The organism is Pseudomonas sp. SIMBA_067, from assembly GCF_046534675.1.
GTDB lineage: Bacteria > Pseudomonadota > Gammaproteobacteria > Pseudomonadales > Pseudomonadaceae > Aquipseudomonas > Aquipseudomonas putida.
Genome location: NZ_JAWRYH010000011.1, coordinates 45,258 through 60,871 on the forward strand (window position 1 = coordinate 45,258; position 15,614 = coordinate 60,871).

The 15,614-nt window shown below is 62.8% G+C and carries 16 protein-coding genes; 8 read left to right on the plus strand and 8 right to left on the minus strand.

Annotated features, from left to right (window positions below; genetic code table 11):
* The first annotated feature begins 56 nt into the window (after positions 1-56).
* The 3 genes from SB765_RS21685 to SB765_RS21695 all read left to right on the plus strand — a co-directional run bounded on the left by SB765_RS21685 (position 57) and on the right by SB765_RS21695 (position 3,301).
* The gene (locus tag SB765_RS21685; protein WP_016500727.1) at positions 57-1,307 is read left to right on the plus strand and encodes a lipoprotein-releasing ABC transporter permease subunit; all 1,251 of its coding nucleotides are present in this window, start codon (positions 57-59) and stop codon (positions 1,305-1,307) included.
* Between the two features lie 7 nt (positions 1,308-1,314).
* Positions 1,315-1,998: a lipoprotein-releasing ABC transporter ATP-binding protein LolD gene (lolD, locus tag SB765_RS21690; RefSeq protein WP_177313761.1), complete on the plus strand. Its 684-nt coding sequence runs from the start codon at positions 1,315-1,317 to the stop codon at positions 1,996-1,998.
* Positions 1,999-2,059: 61 nt separating this feature from the next.
* A complete protein-coding gene (locus SB765_RS21695) occupies positions 2,060-3,301 on the plus strand; it encodes a lipoprotein-releasing ABC transporter permease subunit (protein ID WP_410931880.1) in 1,242 nt (413 codons plus the stop codon).
* A 121-nt stretch (positions 3,302-3,422) separates the two neighbouring features.
* On the opposite strand, the gene SB765_RS21700 is transcribed toward SB765_RS21695, so the two are convergent.
* Both SB765_RS21700 and cinR read right to left on the minus strand, forming a co-directional pair.
* The gene (locus SB765_RS21700; protein ID WP_341798053.1) at positions 3,423-4,775 is read right to left on the minus strand and encodes a heavy metal sensor histidine kinase; all 1,353 of its coding nucleotides are present in this window, start codon (positions 4,773-4,775) and stop codon (positions 3,423-3,425) included.
* Positions 4,772-5,452, minus strand: coding sequence for a two-component system response regulator CinR (gene cinR, locus SB765_RS21705; protein WP_016485658.1), 681 nt, complete (start codon positions 5,450-5,452; stop codon positions 4,772-4,774). Before cinR ends, SB765_RS21700 begins: the two co-directional genes overlap by 4 nt.
* A gap of 182 nt (positions 5,453-5,634) precedes the next feature.
* Between cinR and SB765_RS21710 the strand changes: the two genes are divergently transcribed.
* Both SB765_RS21710 and queF read left to right on the plus strand, forming a co-directional pair.
* Positions 5,635-6,141 carry a cupredoxin family protein gene (locus tag SB765_RS21710; RefSeq protein ID WP_341798054.1) on the plus strand — a complete coding sequence of 169 codons (507 nt, stop codon included), beginning with the start codon at positions 5,635-5,637 and terminating at the stop codon, positions 6,139-6,141.
* A 68-nt stretch (positions 6,142-6,209) separates the two neighbouring features.
* Entirely contained in the window at positions 6,210-7,040 is an 831-nt protein-coding gene (queF, locus tag SB765_RS21715) for an NADPH-dependent 7-cyano-7-deazaguanine reductase QueF (RefSeq protein WP_410931881.1), read from the plus strand.
* 143 nt (positions 7,041-7,183) lie between these two features.
* Here queF and SB765_RS21720 read toward each other — a convergent pair whose 3' ends face one another.
* Both SB765_RS21720 and SB765_RS21725 read right to left on the minus strand, forming a co-directional pair.
* Positions 7,184-7,447 carry a DUF4404 family protein gene (locus SB765_RS21720; RefSeq protein WP_174369904.1) on the minus strand — a complete coding sequence of 88 codons (264 nt, stop codon included), beginning with the start codon at positions 7,445-7,447 and terminating at the stop codon, positions 7,184-7,186.
* Between the two features lie 122 nt (positions 7,448-7,569).
* On the minus strand, positions 7,570-8,136 hold the full coding sequence (locus SB765_RS21725) for a phosphonoacetaldehyde phosphonohydrolase-related protein (RefSeq protein WP_410912224.1): 567 nt from the start codon (positions 8,134-8,136) through the stop codon (positions 7,570-7,572).
* 201 nt (positions 8,137-8,337) lie between these two features.
* Between SB765_RS21725 and SB765_RS21730 the strand changes: the two genes are divergently transcribed.
* Positions 8,338-9,045, plus strand: a complete 708-nt coding sequence (locus tag SB765_RS21730) for a VacJ family lipoprotein (RefSeq protein ID WP_019471258.1) — start codon at positions 8,338-8,340, stop codon at positions 9,043-9,045.
* 31 nt (positions 9,046-9,076) lie between these two features.
* Here the strand turns inward: SB765_RS21730 and SB765_RS21735 are convergent, their stop codons facing one another.
* On the minus strand, positions 9,077-9,376 hold the full coding sequence (locus SB765_RS21735) for a PilZ domain-containing protein (RefSeq protein WP_016500717.1): 300 nt from the start codon (positions 9,374-9,376) through the stop codon (positions 9,077-9,079).
* 271 nt (positions 9,377-9,647) lie between these two features.
* On the opposite strand from SB765_RS21735, the gene rssB reads away from it, so the two are divergent.
* Positions 9,648-10,829, plus strand: a complete 1,182-nt coding sequence (gene rssB, locus SB765_RS21740; RefSeq protein ID WP_016500716.1) for a two-component system response regulator RssB — start codon at positions 9,648-9,650, stop codon at positions 10,827-10,829.
* Positions 10,826-11,308 carry an anti-sigma factor antagonist RssC gene (gene rssC, locus SB765_RS21745; RefSeq protein ID WP_016500715.1) on the plus strand — a complete coding sequence of 161 codons (483 nt, stop codon included), beginning with the start codon at positions 10,826-10,828 and terminating at the stop codon, positions 11,306-11,308. Before rssB ends, rssC begins: the two co-directional genes overlap by 4 nt.
* Before the next feature lie 68 nt (positions 11,309-11,376).
* Here rssC and SB765_RS21750 read toward each other — a convergent pair whose 3' ends face one another.
* The 3 genes from SB765_RS21750 to dusA form a co-directional block, all read right to left on the minus strand.
* Positions 11,377-13,215 carry an alkaline phosphatase D family protein gene (locus SB765_RS21750; protein ID WP_410931882.1) on the minus strand — a complete coding sequence of 613 codons (1,839 nt, stop codon included), beginning with the start codon at positions 13,213-13,215 and terminating at the stop codon, positions 11,377-11,379.
* Between the two features lie 219 nt (positions 13,216-13,434).
* Positions 13,435-14,361 carry a transaldolase gene (gene tal / locus SB765_RS21755; protein WP_410912219.1) on the minus strand — a complete coding sequence of 309 codons (927 nt, stop codon included), beginning with the start codon at positions 14,359-14,361 and terminating at the stop codon, positions 13,435-13,437.
* 203 nt (positions 14,362-14,564) lie between these two features.
* Positions 14,565-15,575, minus strand: coding sequence for a tRNA dihydrouridine(20/20a) synthase DusA (gene dusA / locus SB765_RS21760; protein WP_410931883.1), 1,011 nt, complete (start codon positions 15,573-15,575; stop codon positions 14,565-14,567).
* Between the last annotated feature and the right edge of the window lie 39 nt (positions 15,576-15,614).

A 15,614-nucleotide genomic window follows, 5' to 3' on the forward strand; every position in this document is an offset into this window, starting at 1 on the left:
GCCGCCGTAGGCGCCTCGCCACAAGGACGTTCCCTTTCATCCGAACAAGCCCCGACATGTTCAGACCTCTTTTCGCATTCATAGGCACGCGTTATACCCGTGCCAAACGCCGTAATCACTTCGTCTCGTTCATTTCCCTGACCTCGATGATCGGCCTCGCCCTGGGCGTGGTGGTGATGATCGTGGTGCTGTCGGTGATGAACGGTTTCGACCACGAAATGCGCACCCGCGTGCTGGGCATGATCCCCCATGCCACGCTGGAGAGCGGCCAGCCCATTGCTGACTGGCCTGCCCTTGCCCAACAAGTAAAGCAGAATCCGCAGGTGGTGGCGGTTGCGCCGTTCACCCAGATGCAGGGCCTGCTGACCCATGATGGCAAGGTGCAGAAGGTGCTGCTCAACGGCATCGATCCGGCCCGCGAGCGTGAGGTGTCGATCATCGACAACTTCGTCCTGCAAGGCCGCCTCGACCAGCTGGCGCCGGGTGAGTGGGGCATCATGATCGGCGACAAGGCTGCGGCCAAGCTGGGTGTGGCCATCGGCGACAAACTCACCTTCGTCGCCCCCGAGGTCAGCGTGACGCCGGCGGGCATGTTCCCGCGCATGAAGCGCTTCACCGTGGTTGGCACCTTCCACGTGGGCGCAGGCGAGATCGACGGTTACCTGGGGTTGACCAACATCAGCGACCTTTCCCGCCTGCACCGCTGGAAGCCCGACCAGGTGCAGGGCCTGCGCCTGAAGTTCGACGACCTGTTCCAGGCGCCGCGCGTGGCCTGGAGCATCGCACAGCAGCTGGGCGACCAGGAGTTCTACAGCCGTGACTGGACCCGCACCCACGGCAACCTGTACCAGGCCATCCGCATGGAAAAGGCCATGATCGGCCTGCTGTTGCTGCTGATCGTGGCGGTGGCGGCGTTCAACATCATTTCCACCCTGGTGATGGTGGTCAACGACAAGCGCGGCGACATTGCCATCTTGCGCACGCTGGGCGCCACCCCCGGGCAGATCATGCTCATCTTCATGGTCCAGGGCACGGTGATCGGGGTGATCGGTACCCTGATCGGCGCCGTGGTCGGGATCGTTGCCGCGCTGAACGTGAGTGCGGCGATCGCCGGCATCGAGAAGCTGATCGGGCACAAGTTCCTGAACGCCGACGTGTACTTCATCGATTACCTGCCGTCGCAGATCCAGTCCCAGGACGTGTACATGGTCTGCGGTGCGGCGCTGGTCCTGAGTTTCTTCGCCACCCTGTACCCGGCCTGGCGTGCGGCCCGCACCCAGCCTGCAGAGGCGCTACGTTATGAGTGAGTCGCGCATGAGTGATAAAGCCGTTCTGAGTTGCCGCAACCTGGGCAAGTCCTACGACGAGGGCCCGGAATCGGTAAAGGTGCTGTCCGGGCTCAACCTTGAGCTGCATGCCGGTGAGCGGGTAGCCATTGTCGGTAGCTCCGGCTCGGGCAAGAGTACCTTGCTCAACCTGCTGGGCGGCCTTGATCGGCCGACCCAGGGCAGCGTCTGGCTGGCTGGCGAAGAGCTGTCGGCGCTGGGCGAACGTGCCCGTGGCCTGCTGCGCAACCGTGAGTTGGGCTTTGTCTATCAGTTTCACCACCTGTTGCCGGAATTCACCGCCATCGAGAACGTGTGCATGCCGCTGCTGATCGGCCGCACGCCCATCCCCGAGGCCCGGGAGCGTGCCGAGGCACTGCTCAAGCGCGTGGGCCTGGGCCACCGCCTGACCCACAAGCCGGCCGAGCTGTCCGGCGGTGAGCGCCAGCGTGTGGCGATTGCCCGGGCACTGGTCAACCGCCCCGGCCTGGTGATGCTCGACGAACCTACCGGCAACCTCGACCACCATACCGCTCAGGGCATCCAGGAACTGATGCAGGAGCTGTCCAGCTCGTCGCGCACGGCGTTCCTGGTGGTGACCCACGACCTCAACCTGGCGCGGCAGATGGACCGCGTATTGAAGCTCGACGACGGCCACCTGGTGGCGATCTGATCGACTGCTCGGGGTGGCAGGTGCCGCCCCGTTTTCCTGTTTTCATTGGGTGATTTCGTACATGTTCAGACCCTTGCCCATCTTCATCGGCGCGCGCTACACCCGAGCCAAGCGCCGCAACCACTTCATCTCGTTCATCTCGATGACCTCGATGATCGGCCTGTCGCTGGGCGTGCTGGCGATGATCGTGGTGCTGTCGGTGATGAACGGCTTCCAGCGCGAAATGAGCTCGCGCATTCTCGGCCTGGTACCGCATGCCGCCATCCTCGGCGTGCAGCCGCTGGACGACTGGCACAAGGTGGCCGACACAGCCTTGCAGAACCCGGCGGTGATGGCGGCTGCGCCGATTACCGAAATGGAGGGCATGCTGTCGTACAAGGGTGCGATGCAGCCGATCCAGGTGGGCGGTATCGATCCGGCCGAAGAGGGCAAGGTCTCGATCGTTGGCCAGCACATTGTCCAGGGCCGCCTGCAGGACCTGCAGCCGGGTGAGTTCGGTGTGGTCATCGGTGAATTGACCGCGCGGCGCTTCCGCCTGAACACCGGCGACAAACTGACCCTGATCGTGCCGGAAATCAGCAAGGAACCGGGTGGTATCACCCCGCGCATGCAGCGCCTGACGGTGGTTGGTATCTTCAAGGTCGGAGCCGAGCTGGATGGTTCGCAGGCCTATATCCACGTGGCCGATGCCGGCGAGATGCAACGCTGGGCACCGGGCCAGGTGCAGGGCGTGCGCCTGAAGCTGCATGACCTGTATGCGGCGCCGCAGGTGTCCAAGGCGATTGCAGCCGGGCTGGGTGATGCCTACCGCGCCGATGACTGGTCGCACACCCAGGGCAGCCTGTTCAGCGCCATGAAGATGGAAAAAACCATGATCGGGCTGCTGCTGATGATGATCATCGCCGTGGCGGCCTTCAATATAATTGCCACCTTGGTGATGGTGGTGAACGACAAGGGGCCGGATATTGCCATTCTGCGTACCTTGGGTGCTACACCCGCGCAGATCATGGGCACGTTCATGGTCCAGGGCAGCCTGATTGGTGTGGTCGGGACGTTGATCGGCGGCGTGCTGGGCGTGATTGCGGCGTTCAATGTCAGCCAGATCGTGGGTTGGCTGGAGCGGGTGAGCGGGCAGCACATCTTTACGTCGGACGTGTACTTCGTCAGCAGCTTGCCGTCGCAATTGCAGTGGGGCGATGTGGTGATGATCTGCACGGCTGGGTTGGTGATGAGCTTCCTGGCGACCATTTACCCGGCTTACCGGGCGTCGCAGGTGCAGCCGGCGATCGGCCTGGCGGTTTGATGTAGGTTCCACGGCCTCATCGCCGGCAAGCCAGCTCCCACAGGTACCGCGCAGGCTCCGGGCTTGATGCAGTCCTGTGGGAGCTGGCTTGCCGGCGATGGGCTGCGAAGCAGCCCCAATTTCACCGATCCTGAGTGAACTCGATCACAAACCGTGTCCACCCATTTTCACATTCCGCCCGAATGGCCCCGCCATGGGCCTGCACGATCGACCGGGTAATCGCCAAGCCCAACCCAGCATGCTCGCTACTGCCTTCGCGCCGTGCCGGGTCCACACGGTAAAAGCGGTCGAACAACCGCGGCAAAGCAGCTGGCTCGATGGCCGGCCCGGTATTGGCCACGCTGATTCTCGGCCCAGGCGCCAGCGTTACCCTTATCTGCCCACCCGCCGGGGTAAAACGCATGGCGTTATCCAGCAGGTTGGACAGCGCCCGGCGCAGCATATGCCGGTCACCGTGCAACATGGCCTGCCCCTCGCGCAGCATCTGCACATTGTTGTCTTCGGCCAGCGGCGCGTAGTACTCCAGCAGCGCATCCACCTCGTCATGCAACGCCAAAGGCGCTTGCCCCGGTACCAGCAGGCCGTGGTCGGCCTTGGCCAGGAACAACATGTCGTTGATCATCTGCGCCATCCACTGCAGTTCTTCCAGGTTGCCATGCAGCGCTTCGCGGTACTCCTCAAGGCTGCGCGGGCGGGTGAGGGTAACCTGGGTATGAGTTAGCAGATTGGACAGCGGCGTGCGCAGCTCATGGGCAATGTCGGCAGAAAATGCCGACAGGCGCTGGAAGGCATCGTCCAGGCGCTGCAGCATGGCGTTCATGCTGGTGGCCAGTTCGGCCAGCTCTTCGGGCATTTGCGCCACCGGCAGGCGTGTGGTGAGCGAGCGTGCCGACACGCTGGCGGCCACCTGGCCCATCTGCCGTAACGGGCGCAGGCCGCTGCGTACCGCCCAGGCGCCGAGCAGCGCGGTGGCAAGCGCTGAAAGGCCGACAGTCAGCCAGATCAGGCGTTGCATGCCCTGCAGGAAATGCTGGTGGTGGGTGATGTCGAGGTACAGGGCCAGTTGTGGCGACTGCACGGCGCCCTGCGCCAGGTGCACAGCCAGGCTGCGGTAGTCGGTGCCTTGTGCATGCAGGGTGGCCAGCCCGGCGGGCAGAGGTGCCTGCGGTAGCCCGGTGCGGCTTTCGAACCAGGTGGTGCCGTCGCTGCCGCTGATGCGCAGCGCCAGGTCGGCCTGGTGGCTCAGCTCATCGCGCAGGGCGGGCAGGCGCGCCTGCAGCTGGGTTGGGGTGGCGATGCCAGCCAGTTGCGTACGGAACAGTGACAGGCGCGAGTCCAGCAGTTGCTGGTCGAGTTCGACGAAGTGCTGCTCGCTGGCCCGGCTGAACAACACGCCGGCGCCCAGCGAAACGGCGGCGGTGCAGGCGGCGAACAACAGGGCCAGACGGCTGCCGAGGGAAACCCTGCGCATCATTCCGTGCGCTCTTCGAGCACATAGCCCATGCCACGTACGGTGTGGATCAGCTTGTTGGGGTGCGGGTCGTCGATTTTCAGGCGCAGGCGGCGGATCGCCACTTCGATCACGTTGGTGTCGCTGTCGAAATTCATGTCCCACACCTGCGATGCGATCAGCGATTTTGGCAATACCTCGCCCTGGCGCCGCAGCAGCAGTTCGAGCAGGGCGAACTCCTTGGCGGTCAGGTCGATGCGCTGGCCGGCGCGCTCGGCGCGGCGGCGGATCAGGTCCAGGCGCAGGTCGGCCAGGTTCAGGGTGGTGTCCTGGCTGGGGCTGGTACCACGGCGCAGCAGGCTGCGCACCCGGGCCAGCAGTTCGGAAAAGGCGAACGGCTTGACCAGATAGTCGTCGGCGCCCAGCTCCAGGCCATGCACGCGGTCCTCGACGGCATCGCGGGCGGTGAGGAACAGTACTGGCGTATCCAGGCCGGCCTGGCGCACGGCCTGGAGGATCTGCCAGCCGTCACGGCCAGGCAACATTACGTCGAGGATCAGCAGGTCGTGGTCGCCGGTCAGGGCCAGGAACTGGCCGGTTTCGCCATCGGTGGCCAGCTCGGTGGCGAAGCCGGCCTCGCTCAAGCCCTGGCTGAGGTACTGGCCGGTGCGGGCCTGGTCTTCGACGATCAGCAGTTTCATGCACTGTCCATAATCTGAAAGTTTGTACCTGCCGTGTGGAAGCGGGTGGTGTAGTGGCTGAAATGATACGTGACGAAGCGCAGGCACGCCCAAGCTGACAAAGTTGTAATCTCCCTGTCAGGTAGCTGCCAGTCGCCCGTGACTAAGGTGGCCTCATCCTGTTGTACATTTCCGGAGTCATCATGAAACGCCTGTTCATCGCCGCCCTTGCCCTGGCCAGCCTGCCGACCTTTGCCGGCGAGGCGCAAACTTTCGCCTTTGGCGAGCCGGCCCCGGCGAACAAAGCCACCCGCACGGTCAACGTGGTGCTCAAGGACATCGCCTTCGAGCCCAAAGACCTGCAGGTAAAGGCCGGCGAGACAGTGCGCTTCGTGCTGGTCAACGAGGGTAAGCTGCCGCATGAATTCAACCTGGGTGACAAGGCCATGCACGCCGAGCACCAGAAGGAAATGGTGGCCATGCAAGGCAAGATGTTCACCGAGGCCATGAACCACGAAGGCATGGACCACGGCCAGATGATGGGTCACGGCGGCGGCCATGGCCACGGTGGCGGCAACACGGTGCTGGTCATGCCAGGCCAGCGCGCCGAGCTGACCTGGGCCTTCCGCAAGTCGGCGCCCATCGAGTTCGCCTGCAACGTGCCGGGGCATTATCAGGCTGGCATGGTCGGGGTGTTGACCATCGAGTGACTTGCGCTCCAAGGCAGGGTGCAAAAACGGTAGACTAGGGGCAATTTCGAACCTCTAGGTCAGTTTCCATGCATCCTGCTGCCGAACACTCGCCGCTGGGCAAGTCCAGCGAATACATCGCCACCTACTCCCCGGAGCAGCTGTTCCCGATCCCGCGTACTGCCAAGTGGGCCGAGCTGGGCGTCACCGCGCAGACCTTGCCCTGGCATGGCGTGGATTACTGGAACTGCTTCGAACTGAGCTGGCTGCTGCCGTCGGGCAAACCGGTGGTGGCGATCGGCGAGTTCGCCATCCCGGCCGACTCGCCGAACATCATCGAGTCCAAGTCGTTCAAGCTATACCTCAACTCGCTGAACCAGACGGTGTTTGCCTCGCTGGGCGAATTGCAGGCCTGCCTGGAGAAAGACCTGTCTGCCGCGGCCGGCAAGCCGGTGGGGGTGAAGGTACGTACCTTGGCTGAGGTCGAGGCCCAAGGCGTGGAGGCCTTGCCGGGGCTGTGCATCGATGCGCTGGACGTTGTCATCAGCAACTACGAGCAGCCGCAGCCAGAGCTGCTGCGCTGCAACCCGGAGCACGTGGTGGAAGAAACCTTGCACAGCCACCTGCTGAAGTCCAACTGCCCGGTAACCGGCCAGCCGGACTGGGGCAGCGTGGTGGTCGAGTACAAGGGCAGGGCGCTGGACCACGCCAGCCTGCTGACTTACCTGATCAGCTTCCGACAGCACGCCGACTTCCATGAGCAATGCGTCGAGCGCATTTACCTGGATTTGAAGAACCTGCTGCAGCCTGAGCACCTGACGGTGTATGCGAGGTATGTGCGCCGGGGTGGGCTGGATATCAACCCGTACCGTAGCACCGGGGCGATCAGCCCGGGTAACAAGCGGCTGGTTCGGCAGTAAGGCTCAAGTACGTTGGGGCGCTCTGCGTCCCTTTTCGCGACACAAGGCCGCCCCCACAGGTTCAGTGCATGATCAGGGTTTTGCGCTGAACCTGTGGGAGCAGCCTTGTGCTGCGAATGGGCTGCCGAGCAGCCCCGGCTATATCAGATCCCCATGCTGTGCAGCGAGTTGACGATACTGCGCAGGGTGGCGGTGAGGTCGGGGTGGTCGGCCTCGAAGCGTTCGATTGCCAGGTTCACGCCATCCACCACGTTGTTGTCTGGCGTGGCTTCTTCCAGTTTCAGTTGCGCTTCGATCTGGCGCGCTTCTTCGTGCAGTGCGGCCAGTTCGTCGTCCGAAAGCGGTACGTTGCGGTCCAGTTGCTCGCGCAAGCTGTTCAGGCGCTCTTGCAATTCGCGGGCAGGCATTGGTAGTTCTCCATCAAGGGCTTGGCAAACCATGGACCTCAGCGAAGCGGCAAAGGTTCTGGCCTGTCTTCAGCGTAATCCACCTGCCGCCGCTTTGCATGATCCGCGTCAAAGTTGCTGTATCAGGGTTTTTCACCTTTGCGCCGGCGCTGGGCGATGTCCTGCAGGCAGGTGTCCAGCGCCTCCAGGTGGTCGATTACCGAGTGCACGCCCAGGCCGAACAGTTCTAGCGTTGCCTTGCCACGGGCCACGTCCTGTTGCTGTGAGGTCATGGCTTGCCATTGCCGCGAGCTGCGGTCGCAGAACGGGCTGCAGGCGGCCAGGCCCACCGTCCACAAGCCCGCGTTAAGCCCGGACTGCAGCAGGCGCGGGTCGCCGCTGACCAGTACACAGCCGTCCAGGCGTTCGCTTTCCAGGCTCATCAACGCCTGCCAGCAGGCGTTGGGCGCCGGCCAGCGCGCGCCATTGACCGAATGCCCCGGCAGCCAGCCAGGCAGTACGTGGGCCAGGCGCTTGCTTTGGGTGGCGCCGAGATCATCCAGCCAGATGCACGGCACCTGGTGCTGGCGCAGCTTGGCGAGGGTAGCCAGGGCGCCGGGGGCGGGCGAGGGGGCGCCACCAGTGGCGGCCTGTACCAGGCAGCCGCGCAAACCGAACAGCACGGCAGTGAAGGTGGGTGCAGCGTCCATGGCAACTTCCCCCAAATAGTCCGCAGGCTATGCGGTGATTGTTACCGCCCTGTGACATCGGCCTTTTTGCAACAGTTGTTCACAAAATATTGAGCAAAGATGTGTAAAGCTGTTTATCAGCCCGCAAGCCTCTATACTGCCGCCTTACCAGCAGCGCGACCCGTTGCGCTTGCGGCCGAGAAATTCGATGGAGAGACATCTATGCGTAGGATCGGTGCCAGTGTGATCGAACGAGTCACCCAGGCCTGTGTCTGCGCCAGCATGCTGCTGGCGCCCGTGGCAGCCACCCAGGCAGCCACCGAGGAAGATCCCTGGGAAGCGGTCAACCGGCCGATCTTCCGCTTCAACGATACCCTCGACACCTATGCCCTCAAGCCGTTGGCCAAGGGCTACCAGGCGGTCACTCCGCAGTTCCTTGAAGATGGCATCCACAACATCTTCCGCAACCTGGGTGACGTGACCAACCTCGCCAACAACGTGCTGCAGCTCAAGCCTCATGCGGCGGGCGTGGATACTGCGCGGCTGATCGTCAACACCACCTTTGGCCTGGGCGGTTTCTTCGACGTGGGCACCACGATGGGCCTGCAGCGCAATGACGAAGACTTTGGCCAGACCCTGGGCTACTGGGGTGTGCCGAGCGGCCCGTACGTGGTCATCCCGTTGCTGGGGCCAAGCACGGTGCGTGACGGCGTTGCCAAGTACCCGGACAGCTACACCAAGCCTTACCGCTACATCGACCATGTGCCGACGCGCAATTCGATCTTTGCCCTGGACGTGATCGACACGCGTGCCGACCTGCTCTCTGCCGAGAAGCTGATACAGGGTGACAAGTACATCTTCATTCGTAACGCCTACCTGCAGAACCGCGAGTTCAAGGTCAAGGATGGCGAAGTCGAAGACGATTTCTGATCTGTGAACAGGGGCCGCAATAGGCCCCTTTTCAATGCATGGCCAGCACGCGCAGCCCGAACTTCTGCTGCCCACCCGGCTGGTCGGCAATCCATACCACTTCGGTGCTGGCATGCAGCCCTTTCAGCGCCGGGTGGTCGGACTCGATCCGCACCTCGATATGATCCCCCACCTGGAAGCGTTGCGGCGCCTGCACTTGCATGCCGCTGCTGGACAGGTCCAGGCACACGGCTGCGATCACCTGGCCCTCATGCAGCAGGCTGACCGCGGTATCGATGCGCATGCGGATGAAATCGCGTTTTTCGCTGTGGCTGGAGGGTGTGTGGGGCATGCTGCATCCTTCCCATCGGGGTGCGCTGGTCGACTTTCTTATAACTCCCAGTGATTTGCCCTGTAAAGAGCGGCGAGGTCGACCCTCGCATGCTTGAAACGCCTGCCGGATGGGAGTACCGTCTGCGCCTTACAAGGTACCTCTGAACAGTTGCCGGGCAGGTGTTCTTGTCCTACAACTCAAGTAGAGTGTGACCACAAAGAATTCCCGTAGCTGGCCGTCTGCTTTGCCGACACCGCTGCACCCACCCAAATCGGCGCCGTTCGCCCACATGCAGAAAACCAGTGCAACGCTGCTGATTATCGATGACGACGACGTGGTCCGTGCGAGCCTCGCCGCCTATCTTGAAGACAGTGGCTTCAGCGTCCTCCAGGCCGGTAATGGCCAGCAGGGGCTTCAGGTCTTCGAAGAACACCAGCCCGACCTCGTGATCTGCGATCTGCGCATGCCGCAGATGGGCGGCCTCGAACTGATCCGTCAGGTCAGCGAGCGTGCGCCGCAGTTGCCGGTGATCGTGGTGTCTGGTGCCGGTGTCATGAGTGATGCGGTGGAAGCCTTGCGCCTGGGCGCCGCCGACTACCTGATCAAGCCGCTGGAAGATCTGGCCGTCCTTGAGCATTCGGTGCGCCGCGCCCTCGACCGCTCGCGCCTGGTGCTGGAAAACCAACGCTACCGCGACAAGCTCGAAACGGCCAACCGCGAACTGGAAGCCAGCCTGCACCTGCTGCAGGAGGACCAGACCGCCGGTCGCCAGGTGCAGATGAACATGCTGCCGGAAAGCCCCTGGGTAGCTGGCGAGTTCGCCTTCGAGCACCAGATCATCCCGTCGTTGTACCTGTCGGGTGATTTTGTCGATTACTTCCGCGTCGACGAGCGGCGCATTGCCTTCTACCTCGCCGATGTCTCCGGGCATGGCGCGTCGTCGGCCTTTGTCACCGTGCTGTTGAAATTCATGACCACGCGGCTCATGTTTGAGCTTAAGCGCAGCAGGATGCGCGAGTTCAAGCCGTCCGAAGTGCTCAGCCACATCAACCGCGGCCTGATCAATAGCAAGCTGGGCAAGCACGTGACCATGGTCGGCGGGGTAATCGACGAAGAGGCCGGTCTGTTGACCTACGCCGTGGGTGGCCACTTGCCGCTGCCCGTGCTGCATACCCCCGGGCATACCCGCTACCTGGAAGGCCGTGGCCTGCCGGTGGGGCTGTTCGACGAGGCTACCTACCAGGACTTGGTGGTGGAGCTGCCACCTCAGTTCAGCCTCAGCCTGATGTCCGATGGCATTCTGGACCTTTTGCCGGGTGACACGCTCAAAGATAAAGAGGCTGCCTTGCCGGAGATCGTCAAGGCAGCAGGTGGCAGCCTGGATGGGCTGCGTCAACGATTCGGATTAGCTACGCTTGGGGATATGCCGGATGATATCGCCCTATTGGTGTTGAGCAGGAACCTTCAATGAGTACCGGTAGAATCCAGTTCGCCGAGCAGAGTGGTACCTTCGTATTGAAGTTCGTCGGTGAAGTGCGCCTGACCCTGTGTTCTGCGCTGGATGCGACGATCGAGAAGATATTCACGGCGTTGAACTTCTCGGCGATTGTCATCGACCTGACCGAAACCGAGAGTATCGACAGCACCACCCTGGGCCTGCTGGCCAAGCTGTCGATCCTGTCGCGGCAGAAGGTAGGCCTGTTGCCGACCGTGGTCACCACCAACCCGGACATTTCCCGGTTGTTGCAGTCGATGGGTTTCGATCAGGTGTTCAACATCGTCGATCGCCCGATTCCGTGCCCCGAGTGCCTGACCGACCTGCCGTCGCAGGACCAGAACGAAGAGGTGGTGCGCTCCAAGGTACTGGAGGCGCACAAGATCCTCATGGGCCTGAACGACTCCAACCGCGAAGCCTTCCATGACCTGGTCAATGCGCTGGAGCGGACCTGATTCTTGACCTGTGCCGGCCCTTTCGCGGGTAAACCCGCGAAGAGGCCAGCACAGACTGAAGACGAGACTCAGCCAGTAAACTCGGTAGCCTCACCCCCACCCGCATCGAGCTGATACACCCGTATCGGCCGCCCCTGTTCATCAAAGAACACCTGCCCCAGCCCCGCACCGTTCCACAAACGCTCCCCGGCCTTGCTGTGGCTGGGCGTACGCGGCACCACTTCCATCTCCCGGCGCTTGGTAAACCAGTTCAGCGGGGAGCGCGGTGCATACAGCCAGCGGTTGAGCCGGTCGAGTACGTCCAGCAGGCGCCGGGGGAACTCGTTCTTGATCCCGCTGCTGGTCACCTGCCACAAATGCGGGCTGCGCTGGCGGTGGCGGATCAGCACTTCATAGACGAACGAGTAGTGCACATCCCCGGACAACACCACGTAGTGCCCCGGCGTGCGCGAGTGGCGGAAGATGTTGAGGATGACCTGCGCCGCACCCCGGTGGGCCATCCAGTTTTCGGCATCCACCAAAAGCGGGTAGCCCAGCCAGCTGAACACCTTCTGCACCGTCTCGATCAGCTTCACGCCAAAAATCGGCGCAGGCGAGACAATCACCGCTGACGGGTGGTCGAGCAGCGCCTGCTGCAATTCGCTCAGTGCTTCCCAGTCGAGCAGGCCGGATGGCTTGGCCAGGTTGCTTTCGCTGCGCCAGCGGCGGGTACGGGTGTCCAGTACCAGCAAGGGAGGGTTTGTCGGCAAGCTGAATTGCCAGCCCTGAAAGCGCAGCAGTTCGCCGATCAATTCATCGCGGGCCTGGCTGCACAAGGCCTGGCATTGCCTGACCAGTGGCTTGCAGCTGTCCGGATCGTTGCCCCAGGCCTGACACAGCAGGTAGCCAAGCAGTGCGTTGCCAATGATCCGCCGCGAGAAGGGGTGGCCGTAGGCGGTTTCTTCCCACTGTGCCGAGAGGTTCCAGTCGTCGGTGATGTCGTGGTCGTCGAAGATCATCAGGCAGGGCAGGTGGGCCATCACCCGCGCCACCTGGCCAAGGTTCCCGGCAAACCCCTGGATAAGCGGCAGCTCCTGTCGATAACGGGCCTGGCGCTGGTCGGTCAGCCCGCTGGGCATCGCCATGTCCACCAGCTGCCAAGGCACGGGTGACCACACCAGCAGGTACATGGCCATGACCTCGGCGAAGGTCACCAGATGGTTGTCGGCATTGCTGGACGAAAAGATCGGCTTGCGCTTGCCGCCAAAAAACCGCTCGCGCAAGGTGTCGTTGGTTTCCTGCGCCGGCAGCAGGTCGGCGCGGTGGTAGTAGCTGGCCGGGTGCTGGTACAGCGCCTGGCTGTCGGCAACCACGGCGCCATCCAGCTGCTCGTCGAACAGGCCCAGGCGCTCAATCAGGCTATGGATACCACGCAGCATCGGGCCGGCGACATCGTCGGCGTACACCTGGTCGCCGGTCATCAGCAGCACGGCCGGGCGATCTTCAGGCTGCTCGCAGGCCTGCAGCAGGCGGTCAGCGCACAGCAAGCCATCGGCAGCGGGGTGGTGCGGCTTGCGGCAAGAACCGTGCAGCAAGTGATCGAGACGGTCGCGCAGCACCAGGCTCGGGCGCTGGGTGCCGGGGTAGAGCAGGTGCGGCGCCCAGCCCGCGATGCCCTGGCCGTTGATGAGCAGGTCGTAGTCGAGCTGCTGGTTGCAGGGCAGGGGGTTGGCGAAGTGGATTTCCAGCAGGTGAATGAAAGCGTGCTGGCCGATCGGGACGACCTGGCAATCCACCTTGGCCTCGCTTGCCGGGAAGATGAATTCGGGTTGCAGCGGTTGGGTAGCGACCAGCCAGATGGCCAGGCGCTGGGGTTCCAGGCGGCGCAGTACCGGGCCGGTGAGTACAAGGGGCAAGGATGGGGTCATCAACAGCTCTGAAGGCTAGTCGACCCCTTCGCCGGCAAGCCCGCTCCCACAGGTACGGCACTGCACTCAAGGGCCGCACTTTACCTGTGGGAGCGGGCTTGCCCGCGAAAGGGCCCTTGGATTCAAGAAAATGCTAAAGCCTGGCGCGGAAACGATAGCAAACAAAAACGGGCGGAAAATGCTGAACACTTCCCGCCCGTCAGGCAAATTCGATTTGTGTCAGGCTTTTTCAGCCATCAACTTCTCCAGTTTCTCCTGGTCCCGCGCAAACTGGCGAATACCCTCGGCCAGCTTCTCGGTGCCCATGGCATCTTCGTTCATTGCCCAGCGGAACTGGCTTTCATTCAGCTGCTGCTTGGGCTCGCCGGCATTGCCCGGCTTAAGCACGCGCGGCAGTTCACCCTGGTCATCGCTCAACTGCTGCAACAGTTCAGGGCTGATGGTCAGGCGGTCACAGCCGGCCAGTTGTTCGATCTGGCCGATATTGCGGAAGCTGGCGCCCATGACCACCGTGTTGTAGCCATTGGCCTTGTAGTAGTCATAGATGCGCGTCACCGACTGCACGCCAGGGTCGTCGGCGCCCACGTAATCCGTGCCGGTGCTCTTCTTGTACCAGTCGTAGATACGGCCCACAAATGGCGAAATCAGGAACACCCCGGCATCGGCACAGGCCTGGGCCTGGGCGAAGGAGAACAGCAGGGTGAGGTTGGTCTGGATGCCTTCCTTCTCCAGCTGCTCGGCAGCACGGATGCCTTCCCAGGTGGAGGCCAGCTTGATCAGCACGCGGTCTTTGGAGACCCCGGCTGCCTCATACAGCCCGATCAGCTGGCGGGCCTTGTTCAGCAGTGCCGGCTCATCGAACGACAGGCGAGCATCCACCTCGGTGGAGATACGCCCCGGAATGACCTTGAGAATGCCTGAACCCACGGCCACCGCGAACTTGTCGCAGGCCAGGTCGACATCGCCCTTGGCATCGGCCTTCACCTGCTTGAGCAGGTCGGCGTAGCCCGGGATGGCGGCGGCCTTTAGCAGCAGGGACGGGTTGGTGGTGGCATCCACCGGCTTGAGGCGGGTGATGGCGTCCAGGTCCCCGGTGTCGGCGACCACGGTGGTGAACTGCTTCAGTTGTTCCAGCTTGGAAGTCATGGGCGTGCTCTGTCCTGTGCATTTACTCGACATTACCCGAGCCCCGACAGCCGCTCAAGGGCCTGTAGAAGCGGGCTTGCCCACGAAGGGCCGTACGTAAGGTGAAGATTCGAGTGCCCGGCTGCCTTGAGGTTCCACATACTGCAATTCTCAAGCTCGCACGATCGTCTGTAGGAGCCGCCGGGTTGCGTGCACGGGTAGTATCACCGGCCTTGCAGCAATTCCACCGCCTGGTCAAACACTGCCAGCGGCTGCGCCGCCTTGTGAATGTCCGCCGACAGCAACTGACGGAAGCGCCGCGCCCCTTTGAACCCTTGGGCCAGCCCCAGAATATGCCGGGTAACGTGGTGCATCGCGCCACCGCTTTCCATATGCGCCACGATATATGGCCGCAACTGCGCCAACGCCTCGCTACGGCTGACCACCGGCCCATCGCTGCCAAACAGCTGCTGGTCCACCTCGGCCAGCAGGTAAGGGTTGTGATACGCCTCACGCCCCAGCATCACACCATCGAAGGTTTCAAGGTGTACCTGGCATTCTGCCAGGGTCTTGATCCCGCCATTGAGCACGATCTCCAGGTCCGGGAAGTCCGCCTTCAGCTGCGCCGCGATGTCATAGCGCAGGGGCGGAACCTCGCGGTTTTCCTTCGGCGACAGCCCCTCCAGAATCGCGATACGCGCATGCACGGTAAAACTCCGGCACCCAGCCTCACGTACCTGTCCGACGAAATCGCACAGTTCGGCGTAGCTGTCGCGGCCATTGATGCCGATACGGTGCTTGACCGTCACCGGTGCCGACACCGCATCCCGCATGGCCTTCACGCAATCGGCCACCAGCGCCGGGTGAGCCATCAGGCAAGCGCCGATCATGTTGTTCTGCACCCGGTCGCTCGGGCAGCCGACATTGAGGTTGACCTCGTCATAGCCCGCGTCCTCGGCCAGGCGTGCGCAGGCTGCCAGGTCGGCGGGTACGCTACCGCCCAGTTGCAGGGCCAGCGGGTGCTCGGAGGCATCGTGGCGCAGGAAACGGTGGGCGTCGTTGTGCAGCAGGGCACCGGTGGTGACCATTTCGGTGTAGAGCAGGGTTTGCTTGGAGAGCAGGCGCAGGAAGAAGCGGCAGTGGCGGTCTGTCCAGTCCATCATCGGCGCAACAGAAAACCTCCTAACTACCGTATCGCCTGAGGTTCCTATGTTTTCTGCTTGTTTCTGGGGCATTTCTCTATCTCTAGTTGTTGCCGCTTTATTCCGGTTCTT

Coding starts and splice junctions, on each gene's coding strand:
- SB765_RS21685 (WP_016500727.1), top strand. CDS start 57: ATGTTCAGACCTCTTTTCGCATTCATAGGCACGCGTTATACCCGTGCC.
- lolD (WP_177313761.1), top strand. CDS start 1,315: ATGAGTGATAAAGCCGTTCTGAGTTGCCGCAACCTGGGCAAGTCCTAC.
- SB765_RS21695 (WP_410931880.1), top strand. CDS start 2,060: ATGTTCAGACCCTTGCCCATCTTCATCGGCGCGCGCTACACCCGAGCC.
- SB765_RS21700 (WP_341798053.1), bottom strand. CDS start 4,775: ATGATGCGCAGGGTTTCCCTCGGCAGCCGTCTGGCCCTGTTGTTCGCC.
- cinR (WP_016485658.1), bottom strand. CDS start 5,452: ATGAAACTGCTGATCGTCGAAGACCAGGCCCGCACCGGCCAGTACCTC.
- SB765_RS21710 (WP_341798054.1), top strand. CDS start 5,635: ATGAAACGCCTGTTCATCGCCGCCCTTGCCCTGGCCAGCCTGCCGACC.
- queF (WP_410931881.1), top strand. CDS start 6,210: ATGCATCCTGCTGCCGAACACTCGCCGCTGGGCAAGTCCAGCGAATAC.
- SB765_RS21720 (WP_174369904.1), bottom strand. CDS start 7,447: ATGCCTGCCCGCGAATTGCAAGAGCGCCTGAACAGCTTGCGCGAGCAA.
- SB765_RS21725 (WP_410912224.1), bottom strand. CDS start 8,136: ATGGACGCTGCACCCACCTTCACTGCCGTGCTGTTCGGTTTGCGCGGC.
- SB765_RS21730 (WP_019471258.1), top strand. CDS start 8,338: ATGCGTAGGATCGGTGCCAGTGTGATCGAACGAGTCACCCAGGCCTGT.
- SB765_RS21735 (WP_016500717.1), bottom strand. CDS start 9,376: ATGCCCCACACACCCTCCAGCCACAGCGAAAAACGCGATTTCATCCGC.
- rssB (WP_016500716.1), top strand. CDS start 9,648: ATGCAGAAAACCAGTGCAACGCTGCTGATTATCGATGACGACGACGTG.
- rssC (WP_016500715.1), top strand. CDS start 10,826: ATGAGTACCGGTAGAATCCAGTTCGCCGAGCAGAGTGGTACCTTCGTA.
- SB765_RS21750 (WP_410931882.1), bottom strand. CDS start 13,215: ATGACCCCATCCTTGCCCCTTGTACTCACCGGCCCGGTACTGCGCCGC.
- tal (WP_410912219.1), bottom strand. CDS start 14,361: ATGACTTCCAAGCTGGAACAACTGAAGCAGTTCACCACCGTGGTCGCC.
- dusA (WP_410931883.1), bottom strand. CDS start 15,575: ATGCCCCAGAAACAAGCAGAAAACATAGGAACCTCAGGCGATACGGTA.